The organism is Thalassotalea marina (genome assembly GCF_014656435.1).
Taxonomy (GTDB): Bacteria; Pseudomonadota; Gammaproteobacteria; order Enterobacterales; family Alteromonadaceae; genus Thalassotalea_C; species Thalassotalea_C marina.
The window spans coordinates 195,584-211,999 of record NZ_BNCK01000005.1 but is presented as its reverse complement, the minus strand read 5'-3'; the positions used below and the strand labels follow the sequence as shown (position 1 = coordinate 211,999).

The 16,416-nt window shown below is 40.5% G+C and carries 15 protein-coding genes and 1 tRNA gene; 8 read left to right on the top strand and 8 right to left on the bottom strand.

Going from position 1 to position 16,416, the window contains the following annotated elements; translation table 11 throughout:
- Window positions 1-18 precede the first annotated feature (18 nt).
- From ftsH to IE199_RS12475, 6 genes are all read left to right on the top strand, one after another.
- A complete protein-coding gene (ftsH, locus tag IE199_RS12500) occupies window positions 19-1,935 on the top strand; it encodes an ATP-dependent zinc metalloprotease FtsH (protein ID WP_229854694.1) in 1,917 nt (638 codons plus the stop codon).
- Window positions 1,936-2,059: 124 nt separating this feature from the next.
- Window positions 2,060-2,842 (top strand): dihydropteroate synthase, encoded by a 783-nt coding sequence (gene folP, locus IE199_RS12495; RefSeq protein WP_189771352.1) that lies wholly within the window; start codon window positions 2,060-2,062, stop codon window positions 2,840-2,842.
- Between the two features lie 25 nt (window positions 2,843-2,867).
- Window positions 2,868-4,205, top strand: coding sequence for a phosphoglucosamine mutase (gene glmM, locus IE199_RS12490; protein WP_189770974.1), 1,338 nt, complete (start codon window positions 2,868-2,870; stop codon window positions 4,203-4,205).
- 101 nt (window positions 4,206-4,306) lie between these two features.
- Window positions 4,307-5,068 carry a triose-phosphate isomerase gene (gene tpiA / locus IE199_RS12485; protein ID WP_189770972.1) on the top strand — a complete coding sequence of 254 codons (762 nt, stop codon included), beginning with the start codon at window positions 4,307-4,309 and terminating at the stop codon, window positions 5,066-5,068.
- Between the two features lie 13 nt (window positions 5,069-5,081).
- Window positions 5,082-5,444: a preprotein translocase subunit SecG gene (gene secG, locus IE199_RS12480; RefSeq protein WP_189771350.1), complete on the top strand. Its 363-nt coding sequence runs from the start codon at window positions 5,082-5,084 to the stop codon at window positions 5,442-5,444.
- Window positions 5,445-5,451: 7 nt separating this feature from the next.
- Window positions 5,452-5,536: transfer RNA gene (locus IE199_RS12475), tRNA-Leu, on the top strand.
- Between the two features lie 72 nt (window positions 5,537-5,608).
- Here the strand turns inward: IE199_RS12475 and IE199_RS12470 are convergent.
- The 5 genes from IE199_RS12470 to tadA are packed head-to-tail and all read right to left on the bottom strand — an operon-like array spanning window position 5,609 to window position 10,760.
- Window positions 5,609-7,180 (bottom strand): cryptochrome/photolyase family protein, encoded by a 1,572-nt coding sequence (locus IE199_RS12470; protein ID WP_189770970.1) that lies wholly within the window; start codon window positions 7,178-7,180, stop codon window positions 5,609-5,611.
- Window positions 7,181-7,191: 11 nt separating this feature from the next.
- Entirely contained in the window at window positions 7,192-7,329 is a 138-nt protein-coding gene (locus IE199_RS12465; protein ID WP_189770967.1) for a DUF2256 domain-containing protein, read from the bottom strand.
- The gene (locus tag IE199_RS12460; RefSeq protein ID WP_189770965.1) at window positions 7,329-8,783 is read right to left on the bottom strand and encodes a cryptochrome/deoxyribodipyrimidine photo-lyase family protein; all 1,455 of its coding nucleotides are present in this window, start codon (window positions 8,781-8,783) and stop codon (window positions 7,329-7,331) included. The genes IE199_RS12465 and IE199_RS12460 overlap by 1 nt, the downstream gene beginning before the upstream one ends.
- Window positions 8,784-8,785: 2 nt before the next feature.
- On the bottom strand, window positions 8,786-10,174 hold the full coding sequence (locus tag IE199_RS12455; protein WP_189770963.1) for a DASH family cryptochrome: 1,389 nt from the start codon (window positions 10,172-10,174) through the stop codon (window positions 8,786-8,788).
- A gap of 58 nt (window positions 10,175-10,232) precedes the next feature.
- The gene (tadA, locus tag IE199_RS12450; protein ID WP_189770955.1) at window positions 10,233-10,760 is read right to left on the bottom strand and encodes a tRNA adenosine(34) deaminase TadA; all 528 of its coding nucleotides are present in this window, start codon (window positions 10,758-10,760) and stop codon (window positions 10,233-10,235) included.
- A 376-nt stretch (window positions 10,761-11,136) separates the two neighbouring features.
- On the opposite strand from tadA, the gene IE199_RS12445 reads away from it, so the two are divergent.
- Both IE199_RS12445 and IE199_RS12440 read left to right on the top strand, forming a co-directional pair.
- A complete protein-coding gene (locus IE199_RS12445; protein ID WP_189770953.1) occupies window positions 11,137-12,561 on the top strand; it encodes a lamin tail domain-containing protein in 1,425 nt (474 codons plus the stop codon).
- Window positions 12,562-12,619: 58 nt separating this feature from the next.
- The gene (locus tag IE199_RS12440) at window positions 12,620-14,023 is read left to right on the top strand and encodes a hypothetical protein (protein WP_189770951.1); all 1,404 of its coding nucleotides are present in this window, start codon (window positions 12,620-12,622) and stop codon (window positions 14,021-14,023) included.
- A gap of 14 nt (window positions 14,024-14,037) precedes the next feature.
- On the opposite strand, the gene hemW is transcribed toward IE199_RS12440, so the two are convergent.
- The 3 genes from hemW to IE199_RS12425 form a co-directional block, all read right to left on the bottom strand.
- Window positions 14,038-15,183, bottom strand: coding sequence for a radical SAM family heme chaperone HemW (hemW, locus tag IE199_RS12435; protein ID WP_189770949.1), 1,146 nt, complete (start codon window positions 15,181-15,183; stop codon window positions 14,038-14,040).
- A gap of 31 nt (window positions 15,184-15,214) precedes the next feature.
- Window positions 15,215-15,814, bottom strand: coding sequence for an XTP/dITP diphosphatase (locus IE199_RS12430; protein ID WP_189770943.1), 600 nt, complete (start codon window positions 15,812-15,814; stop codon window positions 15,215-15,217).
- 125 nt (window positions 15,815-15,939) lie between these two features.
- Window positions 15,940-16,368: a DUF4426 domain-containing protein gene (locus tag IE199_RS12425; RefSeq protein ID WP_229854712.1), complete on the bottom strand. Its 429-nt coding sequence runs from the start codon at window positions 16,366-16,368 to the stop codon at window positions 15,940-15,942.
- Window positions 16,369-16,416 lie beyond the last annotated feature (48 nt).

Below are 16,416 nucleotides of genomic sequence, written 5' to 3'. Positions count from 1 at the left end.
GTCGTTAAGTTGAGCGATATGGCAAAAAATCTGATTTTATGGCTAGTAATAGCTGTAGTACTTATGTCAGTGTTCCAGAGTTTTACTCCGGGCGGTGGCGCAGAACAGCAAATGAATTACACACGCTTTATTCAGGATGTGCGTCAAGGACAAATCCGTGAAGTAAATGTTGACCGCAATGGTGTAATTAAAGGTGTAAAGCGAAGTGGTGAGCAATTTGTTGCAGTGATCCCTGGTGGATATGACCGCGATCTTATTAACGACCTAGTTAAGCAAGGTGTAACTGCATCTGGTGATATGCCAGAAGAGACAAGCTTCCTGACAACTATCTTTATTTCATGGTTCCCGTTCATTTTGTTAATTGGTGTGTGGATTTTCTTCATGCGTCAAATGCAAGGTGGTGGCGGTAAGGGCGCAATGTCTTTTGGTAAATCAAAGGCGCGCTTACTTAGCGAAGACCAAATCAAAACAACGTTTGCTGACGTTGCTGGTTGTGATGAAGCAAAAGAAGAAGTTGCTGAATTAGTTGACTACTTAAGAGACCCTTCTAAATTCCAAAAACTTGGTGGTCGCATTCCATCAGGTGTATTAATGGTTGGTCAACCAGGTACTGGTAAAACTTTATTAGCAAAAGCAATTGCTGGTGAAGCTAAAGTACCGTTTTTCACTATTTCAGGCTCAGATTTCGTTGAAATGTTTGTTGGTGTTGGTGCATCTCGTGTACGTGACATGTTCGAACAAGCGAAGAAATCTGCTCCATGTATTATTTTCATCGATGAAATTGATGCGGTAGGCCGTCAGCGTGGTGCTGGTTTAGGTGGTGGTCACGACGAACGTGAACAAACGTTAAACCAAATGCTAGTTGAAATGGATGGTTTTGAAGGTAATGAAGGTGTCATTGTTATTGCCGCAACTAACCGCCCAGATGTATTAGATCCAGCATTATTACGTCCTGGTCGTTTTGACCGTCAAGTGACCGTTGGTTTACCAGATATCCGTGGCCGTGAACAAATTCTTAAAGTGCACATGCGCAAAGTACCAATCGGTGATGACGTGAAAGCGTCAGTCATTGCACGTGGTACGCCGGGCTTCTCGGGTGCAGATTTAGCCAACCTAGTTAACGAAGCGGCACTATTTGCTGCACGCGCCTCTCGTCGCCTTGTGTCGATGGAAGAGTTTGAAAAAGCCAAAGATAAAATCTTAATGGGCGCAGAACGTAAGTCTATGGTGATGAGCGAGTCTGAAAAAGAAATGACAGCTTACCACGAAGCGGGCCATGCGATTGTTGGTCGATTAGTACCGGAACATGATCCAGTGTACAAGGTATCTATTATTCCTCGTGGACGTGCACTAGGTGTTACCATGTACTTGCCTGAGCAAGATAGATTTAGCCATAGCAAACAGCATTTAGAAAGTAATATTTCGTCATTATATGGTGGTCGTATTGCTGAAGAGATCATTTATGGTCCAGATAAAGTATCAACTGGTGCATCAAACGACATTGAGCGTGCAACAAACTTAGCTCGCAAGATGGTGACACAATGGGGTCTATCTGAAAAAATGGGTCCTATGTTATTTGCTGAAGAAGAAGGCGAAGTATTTTTAGGTCGTACATCGGCTAAATCTATGCATATGTCTGACGAAACAGCAAAAATGATCGACGATGAAATCAAAGACTTTGTTGATCGTAACTACCAACGTGCTGAGCAAATTTTAAAAGACAACATGGATATTCTTCATGCGATGAAAGATGCTCTTATGTTGTACGAAACAATTGATGCTAATCAGATTGATGATTTAATGGCGCGTCGTGAAGTGCGTCCACCATCAGATTTTCATGGTGATAACTCAGGTTCAAATGAGCCACCTAAAGCAAAATCTGAAAAGAAGGTTGAACCGGATTTAAACAGTCCTGGTGATATGCCAGCCAAATAACGTTAGATAAGCCTCGATAATCGAGGCTTTCTTTTATCTGTGAACATTAATTTCTGAGATCTCCCCCTTGAACATATTATCTCCAGGCACCCCTTTATCGTTAAACCGCCAAGACATTCAAGTCATGGGAATATTAAATGTCACGCCAGATTCATTTTCTGATGGTGGTCAATTTGCATCAATAGATAATGCGTTAAAACAAGCTGAGCAAATGATAGAGCAGGGCGCTAGTATTATTGACATCGGTGGAGAATCCACTCGCCCAGGTGCCGCTGACGTTTTAGTTGAAGAAGAACTCTCTAGAACCATTCCTGTGATAAAAGCGATTAAACAACGCTTTAATATCAATGTTTCAATAGATACCAGTAAAGCCCAAGTGATGGCAGAAGCCATTGCCGCAGGGGCTGATTTAATTAATGATGTCAGAGCATTGCAAGAGCCAGGCTGTCTTGAAATTGTTGGACAAAGTTCATTGCCTGTTTGTTTAATGCATATGCAAGGGCAGCCCAGAACCATGCAGCATAATCCTCAATATCAAGATTTAATTGGTGATATTAAACAATTCTTTGAGCAACGTATTGAAGACTGTCACGAGCATGGCATTGAAAAAGAAAGAATTATTTTAGATCCGGGTTTTGGTTTTGGAAAAACAGTTGAACAGAACTACCGTTTATTGGCAAACTTAACCTGCTTTGATGATTTTAATATGCCCATTTTATCTGGGACATCAAGAAAATCGATGATAGGTAAACTACTCGAACGAGATATTGAACAAAGATTAGCAGGTAGCTTAACAACCGCATTACTGGCTGTTGAACGAGGCGCCTCTATAATACGTGTCCATGATGTACAAGAAACAATGGACGCGATAAAAATATTACAAATAACGCACCAATTAACAAATTAATAAAAACATTAACAGGGAAAACTTCATGACTGAAAGAAGATACTTTGGCACAGATGGCGTTCGTGGCTTAGTGGGTAAATACCCGATTACGCCAGAATTTGTGATGAAGTTAGGGTTTGCAGCTGGCAAAGTGTTAGCTGCGCAAGGTACAAAAAAAGTCCTTATTGGTAAAGATACTCGAATTTCAGGGTATATGTTGGAATCTGCATTGGAAGCTGGTTTCTCAGCTGCTGGTGTTGATATTGGCTTGTTAGGTCCAATGCCTACACCAGGCATTGCTTATTTAACCAAAACATTTAGAGCAGAAGCCGGCATAGTGATCAGTGCTTCTCATAATCCATATTTTGATAACGGTATTAAGTTTTTCTCGCAAGACGGTCAAAAATTACCGGATGAAGTTGAGCTTGAGATAGAAGCTGAGCTTGATAAAGAAATAGCCTGTGTTGCTTCTGACAAACTAGGCAAAGCCAACCGTATTGAAGATGCGGCTGGTCGATATATTGAATTTTGTAAAAGTAACTTCCCAAGCCATTATTCACTTAAAAATATAAAGATAGTGGTAGATTGTGCACATGGTGCTACCTATCATATTGCACCTAATGTATTTAAAGAATTGGGTGCTGAAGTGATTAGTATTGGTGCAGCGCCGAATGGTACAAATATCAATGATGGCTGTGGCGCGACATCAATGGATGCTATCAGTAAAGCGGTTGTAGAGCACCAAGCTGATTTAGGTATCGCGCTTGATGGAGACGGCGATCGACTTATGATGGTTGATCACACAGGCTATGTGGTCGATGGTGATGAGTGTGTTTTTGTTATCGCTTGTAACGACTTAAAGTCAGGCAATATCACCGGAGGTGTTGTTGGTACTCTCATGAGTAATATGGGCCTAGAAATAGCCTTAACAGAGATGGGCGTACCTTTTGCTCGCAGTAAAGTAGGTGACCGCTACGTCATGGAAATGCTTAAGGAAAAAGGCTGGCAGTTAGGCGCTGAAAATTCAGGGCACATCATTAATTTAAAACACACGTCAACTGGCGATGGTATCATTGCTGCTTTGAATGTTCTTACGGCAATTTGCTCATCAGGCAAAAGTCTTTATGATTTAAGACAAGGCATGACTAAATTACCACAAGTACTCGTTAACGTTAGGTTTGCTGGGGATAATGATCCAATTACATCAGACAATGTTATTTCCGCTGTACACCATGTAAATGAAAAGCTCAGTGGGCGAGGCCGTGTACTATTGCGCAAATCGGGTACTGAGCCATTAATTCGAGTCATGGTTGAAGGTCCTGATCATGAAGAAGTGACAGCCTTAGCCAACAAAATTGCCGACGCGGTTAAAAAAGCTTGCTAGTCGGTTGAAAAAGTGACCATTTGAACAAGATATTAAGTTTTCTACTTGTATCTTGTTCTTTTGTTAGTTAATATCTCGCCGCTTTAAATTAGGAATGACACATGACCAGACCTGTAATCGTAGCAGCAAACTGGAAGATGAACGGCTGTTTATCTTTAGTCGATGAGATGACAGCCAGTTTGGCAAAGGTAGAGCTATCAGAAAACACTCGTGTTATTATCTGTCCTAGCTTTCCTTATTTAGCTTCATTTGCCAGTAAGCAAATTGATTGTAATCTCAATGCAAATATTGCCTTGGGTAGTCAAAATGTAAGTGAGCATGAAAAAGGTGCTTACACAGGCGAAGTATCAACAGAAATGTTGAATGAAGTTGGTGTAAAGTATGTGATTGTTGGTCATTCAGAGCGTCGCTCGCTCTATAAAGAAACTAGCTCTTTGGTTGCTCATAAAGTGGCTAAAGTACTAAATGCTGGCATGACACCAATATTTTGTATTGGTGAAAGTGAACAAGAACGCGAAACGGGTCAAACAAATACTGTTTTAGCGTCACAAATTCAGCCAGTTATCGATGAAATCGGTATTGAAAATTTTTCGAAGATCGTTGTTGCGTATGAGCCTGTATGGGCAATAGGTACGGGTAAAACAGCATCTCCAGAATTGGCTCAAGAGACTCACCAATTCATCCGTCAGTTTATCGCTGATGTAGACCTTGAAGTCGCAAAAAAAGTCTCAATATTGTATGGTGGTAGCGTTAACGCTGCTAATTGCAAAGAATTATTCGCTCAACAAGATATAGACGGTGGTCTTATCGGTGGGGCTAGTTTAAAAGTCGACGAATTTAGTCATATTTGTTCGGCGGTTTAAGGAATTAACGATGTTGTATCAGGTTTTAATTGTTGTTTATCTAATCGTTGCCATTTGTTTAATTGGCTTGGTTTTATTACAACAAGGTAAAGGCGCAGATATGGGCGCATCTTTTGGTGCTGGTTCATCTGCAACAATTTTTGGTTCTAGCGGTTCAGGTAACTTCTTAACACGTGCTACAACTTGGTTGGCAATTGCATTTTTTGCTATCAGTTTAGTATTAGGTAACTTAACAGCTAACCGCGTTAAAGCAACTGACGAATGGAACGACTTAGGTGCTCCAGCAACAGAACAATCTGTACCTGCTGTAGAGCCAGTTAAAAATGACGAAGTTCCAACGTCAGGCGCTAAAAAAGATAGCGAAATACCAAACTAAGAAATTTGCGGAAGTGGTGGAATTGGTAGACACGCCATCTTGAGGGGGTGGTGGCTTCGGCCGTGCGGGTTCAAGTCCCGCTTTCCGCACCAATTATTAGAAAGGGCTAGTTCATTGAACGGGCCCTTTTTTCTTTATGTTGATAAATTATCTATATCTAGATATTACAAATTTTCAATATCTATGAGCAGCGAGGTTGCTTTATCTAGGACTTGCTGGCGTTGAGCGTCAGTTTTTTTATTCCAGTTAGCGTATACCATTCTGCTTCTTGGGTTATTGGCAAACTTGTCTTGGTGTTTGTCCATAAAGTGCCAGTATAGTGAATTTAGTGGGCAGGCGTTATCTTCCAACGTTTTGTTGACCTTGTAGTGACAATTGGAGCAATAGTTACTCATTTTGTTTACGTAGTTTCCACTGGCGGCATACGCTTTTGAGCCAACAATACCGCCATCTGCGAACTGACTCATGCCCCGGGTATTGGGCATTTCAACCCACTCGATGGCATCGATATAAATGCCTAAATACCAAGCATCAACTTCAGTCGGGTCAATGCCGCTTATTAAACAAAAGTTACCGGTGATCATTAAACGTTGAATGTGATGGGCGTAGGCATAATCTAGCGATTGTGAGATAGCATGCTTTAAACAGTTCATTTTAGTTTTTCCTGTCCAAAACCAACTCGGCATTTTGTTGCTAGCGTTGAGGTAGTTGAGCTGGCTATATTGCGGCATATTCAACCAGTAAATACCACGGATAAATTCACGCCAACCGATGATTTGTCTAACAAATCCTTCAATTTGCGCAATAGTTATCTCGCCATCACTTTGTTGATAAGCTTCGATAGCTTGCTTTACTACATGGTGTGGGCTGATCATTTTGCTATTTAATGAAAAAGACAAACGAGAGTGCAGTAAGCTCCAGTATTTTTCTTGAACAGTCATCTCTTGTTGATCTAGCATTGCATCTTGAAAACGGCCAAAATATTTTAAGCAGTGCTGACAAAAGAACCTTAACAGCGCCAAAGATTGGCTTCGGTTTATAGGCCAATACAAGTTGTTTGTCATCATGCCCATGGTTTTTATTTTGTGCGCTTTAATGCGCTCAATGATGTCGTCACAATCATTTTCAAAAATTAGTGGCTCGGGAATTTTGTCAAAGTCATCCGCTTTAATTTTATTGCGATTGTCAGCGTCATAATTCCATTGCCCACCCTGAGGGGATGAACCTTCCATTAAAAGGTTAAAACGGCTGCGCATTTTACGGTAAAAATGCTCCATTCGATGTTTAGTATCTTGTTTAAAATAGTCGCTAAGCTCACTGTCCGAAAGATAAAAGTGCTGTGTTTCATAAGCACAACTATCAATTTCAAGTTGGCGAGTATACTTTGATAACTGCTCACGTAGGCGGTATTCGTCTGGTAACTGGTATTCAAAAGCGGTTGCCGAATATTTTTTTAGTAAATGTGCTAACAGGCTAGGCAGGTCTTGGAAATCTTTTGTATCGTCAAGCGTTAAGTGTAAAACCTGATGACCTGCTTTGTTTAATGCACTAGAAAGCGCTTTCATCGCGGCAAAAAAGGCAACAACTTTTTGAATATGATGAACAACATAGTCAGTTTCCTGATGCAGTTCGGCTATTACATACAAGGTGTCGTTATTCTTTTCTTGAAACCAAGAGTGACTAGCATTGAGTTGATCGCCCAATACTAATCGTATGGTTTTATATTGCTGCTTCATTTTGTTTCTCTTTAATTACCTTTTTTACCGCTGCTACATCGTCGTGAGCAATACTTGACGTTATTCCAATCACGTTGCCACTTTTTACGCCATGTAAATGGGCGTTTGCAGGTTATACAGACCTTAGTGGGTAAATGCTGTTTGCGCATTAGCTTGTACTCGGCCTAACATGTTTGGCTAAAATGCGTTGTGCTTCTATTTTTACTTGTGGTTTACTTTTCCATTGCCAAAGTAACGATTGTGCGGCTTTGTAGCTTTGTTTTATATCGACGATCTGCATTGGGTAGTCGCTACCAAGTTCAACGTTGTACATAAGCTGTTCCATAGGAGTCATTTCCCACGGTGTGTGAAAAAATGGTGCTGGCAATTCATTGAGTTCAGGTAGCCATGTTTTAATAAATTCACCATCAGGATCCTTTTCCTCACCTTGTTTTATCGGATTGTAAATTCTGATGGTGTTAATGCCAGTGACGCTGGCTTGCATTTGAAACTGGCTGTAATGAATTCCAGGCTCAAAATCTAAAAAGACGCTTGCTAAATGTTTAACACCTAAACGCCAATCTAACGCTAGATGGTGAGTTAAAAAGCTCACTAACATAGCGCGCATGCGAAAATTTAAATATCCGGTGTTAATAAGAGAGCGCATGCATGCGTCTACCATGGGAATACCTGTTTGACCTGTTTTCCACGCTTGAAGTTTTTCAAAGGCTTCATCACCGGTTACTCTAGGTAATGCTTCATACCCTTTGTTAATGCAGTAAAACTCCATTTGGCATTCACTTTCAAACTTTTGAATAAAATGACAATGCCAATGTAATCGCGAACTAAAGGCGACCAGCGATCTTCGCCAACTAGGTTTATGCCAGTAAGACAATAGCTTTTGATAGACTTGTTTAAGGCTAATGTTGCCCCAGGCTAAGTAAGCTGAAAGGCGACTGCAATGTTCAACACTAAGTGACGGGCTGGAAAGAGAAAAAGCATAGCTTTTTCCCCTTTGTTGAAAAAATGAGTCAAGAACTTTATGCGTCATACTTTCACCGCCTTGTTGAAAGGTGCTGTATTGCTCATTTAATTTATTAACTAAGAAAGTTGATAATTCAGTTGTTCCAATTTGTCCCCAGTTAATTTGGCTTAGGTTTAAATTGTCTTGTGATGAGCGCATTACCTGTTGCCAATGAGTATCCCAATTTTGCCGCGAGTTTAATGCTCTGATCACCGCACCGATTGGATATTCGGTCCATTGAATACCTCGTTTTAGGCACCAATTTTGAATGGCAATGTCTCTTTTAAATGTATTGTTTAATCCTATTTCCTGATAGGAATATAAAGCATTTATATGCCACTTTTGGTGGATATCATTGAAAGCTTGTTTAGCGTCCTTAGAAACTATATGTAAGGCACCTTGAGGTATCTTGCTTTTAATGTCTATTAAAGACTGCCATACAAAACGCCAGTGTCGGTCACTGAAGTGCTGATCTTCAAACAACATTGGCTCAAAGTTATAGACTAACAATACCGGGTGCCCACTCTTAGAGGCCTCTAAGAGTGGCTTATGATCTTGCTGGCGCAGATCACGTTTTGGCCAAACAAGGTTGATTGCCATGTTTAATCTTCCTTCTTTGACCAATCAATAGGCCAATCGACCATGTCTGTTGAGTCGAGTCTTGCGTCACATAATTGCCCATGCCATTTGTTGATAAAGGTGTGTTCAGGGTCGTAAAGTGAGGTTTGTTTTTGCAAGTTAAAATGTCGGCCGCCTCTGGGATCGACGCCTACGCCCGCAATGTACTGCCAGTTGCCCCAATTGCTGGCAATATCATGATCGATCAGTTGCTGCTGGAAATAAGCGGCGCCATAACGCCAATCAATACCCAGCTCATTCACTAGGTAGCTGGCAACAAGTTGTCTGCCGCGGTTTGACATAAAACCCGTTTGGTTAAGTTGCTTCATACAGGCATTAACTATGGGGTAAGGGGTGTTACCATTGCACCATTTATTAAACCGTTCTGCATAAAAGCTGGTGCTGGGCGCGCAGGGGGCTAAGCCAGAAAATCGGTAAAGTGTATTACCTAGCGAGTTCGCTAAATGATGGAAATATTCACGCCACAGTAGTTCAAAGTAAATCCAATAGGTTGATTCACTCGCGCCATGCGCTAGTTCAAATTGCTTAAGCCATTGCATAATTTGCCTTGCAGACACATTACCATTGGCTAAATAAGGGCTGAATTTTGTTGAGTTTTGCCAACCGTCTAGCGCATTACGTGTTGTTTTATAATTAGACGCAGCGGATGAAGCAAAATATTGTTTACAGTGCTGTACAGCGCTTTTTTCTCCTCCGAAAAAAGAATCATGCGTTTGAACGTCCTGTACATCGCCAGAAATGAAATAGGGGAGTGCTGTTAGCGCTTTACTAAATGACGGTTGATTTTGAAGTGTCAGTCTACTGGGTAATGCATCAAGGTGGATCTTTCTTGGTTGTTCTATCTTGATTTGCTGTTTTTCGACAAAACGCCTAAAACGGGAAAAACTGGTAAGGTATTCGTGCTTTAAGTTTAATCGCTCACCCAAATACATAATGCTATTATTTGCAGAAGCAAAATGCGTATCAGCACATTTTGTTGCAAGTTCAGCCCATAACACTTGTTCATTACTGCCAACTAGTGTTGCAAAGCCAACAAAGTTTACGTTATTTTCGCGAATTAGCTCACAGAGTACGTGTTCAACGTTGCCATGGAGCAAGGTTAATTGATGACCATGCTCAGCCAGTTGCTGATTTAAACAACTAAGAGACTGTTTAATAAACTGCCATTTAGCTTGGCCTATCCATGTGTGCTGGTAGTTGGTTTTTTGAAACCAACGGGGATCGAGTATATAAATGAAAGCGATTTCATCACACTGTGCAATAGTGTTGGCCAAGGCAATATTGTCTTGAAATCTTAAATCATCGGTAAAGCAATAAATGCCTTTTGAATAGTTTTTATGTTGATCAGCCAACTAGCTTAATCTCGTTTAGCAGGTTTAAATACTAATACGAGACTAAGGGGGATTAAGATTATTCTTCAGTTTGATTTTGTTGACGTTTGGCGAGTTTGGCAGCTTTTATTTCTTTTCTGCGTTGTTTGAAAAAGCTCGACAGCATATCACTGCACTCATTGGCTAGTACACCGCGAGTAACCTCTACTTGGTGGTTAAGTTGTTCATGGTTTACTAGGTTAAACACGCTGCCTGCGCTACCGGTTTTTTCATCACTAGCGGCAAAAACCAAGCGGTTAATTCTACTGTGTACGAGTAATCCTGCACACATAGGACAGGGCTCTAATGTCACGTACAAGGTACATTCGAGCATTCGATAGTTATTTAACACTTTACCAGCTTGGCGAATGGCAAGCATTTCAGCGTGTGCAGAAGGGTCATTTAAGGTAATTGATTGGTTGTAGCCTTCGCCTATTATTTCACCATTAGCAACAACAACTGCACCTACCGGAATTTCGCCTATTGCTTGTGCTTTATGGGCTAACGACATTGCGTGCTGCATATAATATTCATCAGTAAGCAAATTAGAGTTGATTGAGTCGTTCATAAAAAGCAATGTGGTGGTGAAAATAGGTGGGCTATTTTAACGAGAAACCAATTAATGGGAACAAAAAATTTTTTGATTTTATTTGTTATTTAAATTCTTTTGATAAACAACTCCTTGCATCGCTAGTAGAGAAAAATTAAAAATTTATCGACAAAAACGCCGCTTCGCTAGTTGCATTCATTCTAACTTCAACTAACTTTAATGCCTGTAGAGTTAAGCCCAAGGATGGGGGTATTCTGTTCTAGTTGTCCATCCGCTTTTTGTCCCTCTAACTCTCCCCAAGTGCAAATCAGCACTAGGTTGTTCATGTAGTTGAGTAGTAAGAGTTCGATGATTTTACATCGCGTTTAATAGTTTATCTTACAAGGAAACGAAAATGAGTAATTCAACTTCTGCTAGCGTGATTATTGATGCGCTAAGACAGCAGGCTAATGACATCTTGTCTTCAGCAACTGGTAGTGTTCCGCTGGAAAGTTTTAACACAAATGCTTTAGGCAATTTTCCCTATTATTACGAGGACCCAAATAATCTTGTTTTTAATGCAAAAACCTATAACTGGATAGATGCTAGTTTAAAAGCCAATACCCATCCTGTTCAGTTAGGACAACCATTTACCAATCAATTTATTAAAGCACTTAGTGCGATTAGCTATTCGTTGTCAACGGACGACCAAGAAAGGTTAAATCAAGCTGATGCTAACGCTGTTGATCAAAAAACCGCGGTGTTGACGGCTTGGCGTTCAGCATTTGGTACGTTTCCTGCGGGAGACGGCCAACCTCTAGATAACATCGTCAGTGAAATCACCACCAAGTGGGCTAACCCACCGACAACATTAATGGATATTCAAGAGTCGATTAATTTAAATCAAACGCTTAACAACACACCAGCAAGTGGCCAATCTGTAGTACCAGTGTTTGTTAATTACTTAAACGCTTTATCTAGTGTTCTTTCGCTGAAAAATGCAGTAACCATGAATACTGGTTATTTATCAGCAGCGTTGAGAGCAGCTCAATTTTCTGCAGAAAACAACGGAGGTATGTTACTTAACGACAGCACAACACAATATCATCCGGCATATCAAGTAGCGACCAGCTTATCGAGTATTCAAAATAGCCTGAAAAATGAAAACCAAGCGGTAAAACTGAGCATGACAGTTGATCGCTCTTCACAAAACGAATTTCAGGTTAAAGTATCTGGTGGTGCTTCTGCTAGCTTCCCTGTACTTGGTTTCTTATCAGTTAATGTTGGCGGCAATGCTAGTTATTTTCAAAGTGATGTGGCAACTAGCCAGAATGAAACAACGGTTGAGTTATCGTTCCCTGGTGTCACTTTAGTGCAATATGGCCCTGTGGCTTATGATCAGGCAACACGAAAAAATTGGTATTGGACTCAGCCAATTCAAGACGCGATTCAAAACCGTAATAAGGACGTGAGTGGATTCCAATTCCATCCAGACCCTAATATCGATTTTTCTTCTAACGGCCCATTCAGTTTTACTCAAGGTGCCGCAATTAGTAACTATCCTACGGTTAAAATCACGGTGAAAAGTGCCGACTACCAACGTATCCAAAAAACCTTTGAACAGTCTGCATCAACAGGTATTAGCTTTTTAGGTATACCTTTGGGTATTGGAGGTAAAGAATCATCTTATTCAAATAGTGTACAAGTGGATCAGTCAAATTCGACAGTGACTATCACACTTGAACCACCCAAAGAGTTAGTTGCTGGTGCAGCTACTGATTCTGTAGGTTGGGTATTGGGCGTGCAAACGGTTTATCCGCTTGCAGGTCTTGAAGATTAATTTTTCTTTGTCAGGTGAATACCGTTATCGATTTCTGCGATAGCGGTATTTTTTCTTTATGGAGCAAATTGCCAAAAAGCTAGCCGCGAAAGCGTCTGCTGCGTTATCAAAAAAGCAACAAAAGGTTGCTCGAACAAGTACTGAATCAGCCGGCTTTGTCCAGTTTATGCCATATCAAGATAATGGGTTAGGGGGCTTTCCTTATTATTACTCTAACCCCAGTACCTTGTTGTTTAATGATAAAACTTATCAATGGATCTGCTCGTCGTGTTCATTTAATGGCACGAGCATTGAGTTGCACGCGCCGTTTACCAATATTTTTATTGAGGCTTTATCGTCAATAAGTTTTCAACTTAGCGCCGCTGATCAAAGTTTATTTGCGCAATACAATGCTGATATTAGTACAAAACAAATGAACCTGATTAGCTGTTGGCGTCAAACATATCCGAGTCAAAACAACATTCAAATCGACGCAATCATAGAAACTATTGCAAATAGTTGGGCACAGCCCTCAACAACACTCCATCAGATGTTAACCGCGCAAGATTTGCATAGCTTACTTAATCAAACACCAGCAAGCGGTCAGGCAATTTTGTTGCCATTATCTGCCTATTTAAGCGCTATTAACCGTAGTGTTTCGCTTAAAAATGCTTCACCAATGCATAATGGATATCTGGCTAAAGCATTGGCCGGTGTACAAACGCCAACCTTTGACAATGGTGGCATGCAAACAACCAGTACATTTCGTCCAAAATTTGCCGTCGCCACCGCGCTCTCTGATATTTTAACGTCGCTTAATAGCCCAAATGCGGGAAGTTTTTCTATCAATGTAACACTTGAATGTTTGGCAAATAACCAATGTAAAGCAGTGATTGATGGCGAGCTAAGTGAACAAACCAATTTGGTAAATGTATTAGATATTACATTAGATGGTGAAGCGTGTTTCAGTCAATTGCTAGATGTAAACGATACAATTAATGCAACCATGGCGTTTACTGGTGTGTCTATTGTGGAGTTTTCACCGCAAGCTTTTGATAAAAGCGAAGGTAAATATTGGTATTGGAACGTAGCAATTGCCCAAGCAATTGCTAATAAAAATAAGGATGTTACTGGGTTTCAATTTAGCCCTATGCCAAACATTGATTTTAGCGCTAATGGAAAATATGGTTTTTTAACCTCAGTGGCTATTAGCAAACATCCTGGAGTACGTTTACAAATTACTTCAAGTAAAGCGCTGCAAATTAAAAAAGCGTTTGAACAGGCTCAGAAAATTGCGTTAACCTTTATAGGACGGCAAATGTTAATGTCTAGCCCTGCTGACATTAACATTATTGATGATAAGCTCACGATATCACTGACACAAACACAAACCTTTATGCCTGATTCTGTCGATTCAACCGCTTTTGTTTTGGGGGTAAAAGCCTGCTTTCCTAATGCACCTGCTAGCCCAGATGAAATATGAAATGCTATAGCCGCTTACAAAAACGACTCTAGCAAATTGTTTAAATATCTGTGGCCAAGTTTAGTGACTTGCCAATTATCGCCTTGGTTACTCATCAAATGTTTATCTTGTGCCGCTTTTAAAGCAGGCAAAACAGTCGAAGGGTGCAAACCTGTATATGCTTGATAAGACTGAATAGAAAACGGCTCAACTAAACGTAGTTGGTTCATCATAAACTCAAAAGGAATATCGTCTTTTTCAACGCTGTTAATGTGATCTAAATGTTCACGATTGGTATCAAGATAACCTTTTGGGTGTTTAACTTTTACCGTTCTAATAATTTGCTGGGTGTCGAGGTCGGTTATTTTCCCGTGTGCGCCACAGCCTATGCCTAAATAGTCGCCAAAGCGCCAATAATTTAGATTGTGCTGACATTCAAAACCGGGTTTAGCAAAGGCTGAAATTTCATATTGTTGATATCCAGCGTTGTTGAGTAACTCAAAACCTTGATCTTGAATGAGCCATAAGGTTTCATCTTCTGGCAGAGTTGGCGGTTTAGAATAAAAAGCAGTGTTAGGTTCAATGGTGAGTTGATACCAAGATAAATGAGTAGGGGCAATAGTGATCGCCGTGCGTAAGTCATCTAACGCGTGAGTTAATTGCTGCGAAGGTAAACCATGCATTAAATCTAAATTGAAGGTTTTAATACCACATTCATGAGCCAATTGGCCGGCCCTTTTTGCTTGGTTGCTATCGTGAATTCGACCAAGTTTTATAAGCTTATCTGACTCAAAACTTTGAACGCCGATAGACAAACGCGAAACACCTGCTTGATAAAAACCAATAAACTTATCTGCTTCCACTGTACCTGGATTTGCTTCTAGGGTGATCTCAATGTCTTTTTTATGTTCAAAGCGTGATAAAACTTGCTTGAGCAAGCTTGCAATAGCATCGGGTGAAAAGAGGCTAGGCGTGCCACCGCCAATAAATATGGAATGTAGCGGGCGTTGTGACAAGTTAAAACGTTTTATGTCTGCGTCTAAATCTTGTATCAGTTGCTCTACATATTCAACTTCAGGGATATCATGCTTAAGGGCATGAGAATTAAAGTCGCAATAGGGGCATTTTTCCACACACCATGGAATATGGATATAAAGTGAAAGAGGTGGCAAAGATAACATGGATGCAGATATTCTCTATTTAGTGTTTGGTTTAGGCGTTTTGCTGTTTTAGCTTTTCAACTAGTAGCGTTAGTGCCTTGCCACGATGGCTTAGTTTGTTCTTTTCAGATTTTTCTAATTGTGCAGAGGTTTTTTGTAATTGTTCTTGCCAAAATAATGGGTCGTAGCCAAAACCGTGTTCGCCGCTAGGTGCTTGTAAAATAGTGCCTTCCCAAACCCCATGACAAATAATAGGTGTAGGATCTTGAGCATGTTTCATATATACCAAAACACAGTGAAATCTAGCTGTTCTTTTACTGGCATCGATACCCGCTAATTCAGCCAACAGTTTTTTATTGTTGTCAGCGTCACTAGCATCTGGTCCTGCAAAGCGAGCAGAATAAACACCAGGTGCACCGTTTAGCGCATCAACTTCTAAACCTGAATCGTCTGCAATAGCGGGTAAACCGGTCACTTTTGCTGCGTGACGGGCTTTAATAATGGCGTTTTCAACAAAGGTGGTACCGGTTTCAGGCACATCTGGAACGTTAAATTCACTTTGGGCAACAACGTCAAATTCTTGCTCGGCTAATAGAGCTGCAAGCTCTTTTACTTTTCCTTGGTTTCCGGTTGCTAAAACGATTTTTTTCATGTGAACAGTTATTGAAGAATTAATGGCCGCGATCATACCCTAATCACATCTAGATAGGGAGGTTAATCTGCTTGGGATATAAAAAACGCCGCATGATAGCGGCGTTTTTAGTCGTTTCATTTACCTTAATCGGTGTAAAAGGTTTGTTGAAACTTCAGATTTTGTTTTTCGTTACCATCATCTATGGTGAGGTCAAACCGGATCATTTCTTCATTACGGTATTGAACTTGCGCTAGATAATAAATAGCGTCACCTTCTTTTACTTCAACGAAATTGAGTGGTTTTTCGCGCCCAAGCAAATTACGCGCTGTGCCAGTGATAGTAACAGTTTTAGCTGGTGTATCTTTTTGCGTATTATCAAGGACTGAAATATTAATTAAACCATTATATTTACTGCGCTCTATACCATACGCTTTTGCAACTTCAGGCGTTAAGAATGTTGCACCTATTGCCATATAGTGAACATTCATGTTACCCAGTTTTTTCATGTTTTCTGCTGCTAGGTTAGCGCTAAAACCTAACACTAATGAAGCAACTAAAACAATCTTTGATATAAATTTCACGGAGCCCTCCAAAATATTTTGGCAGTACCACTGTAAGTA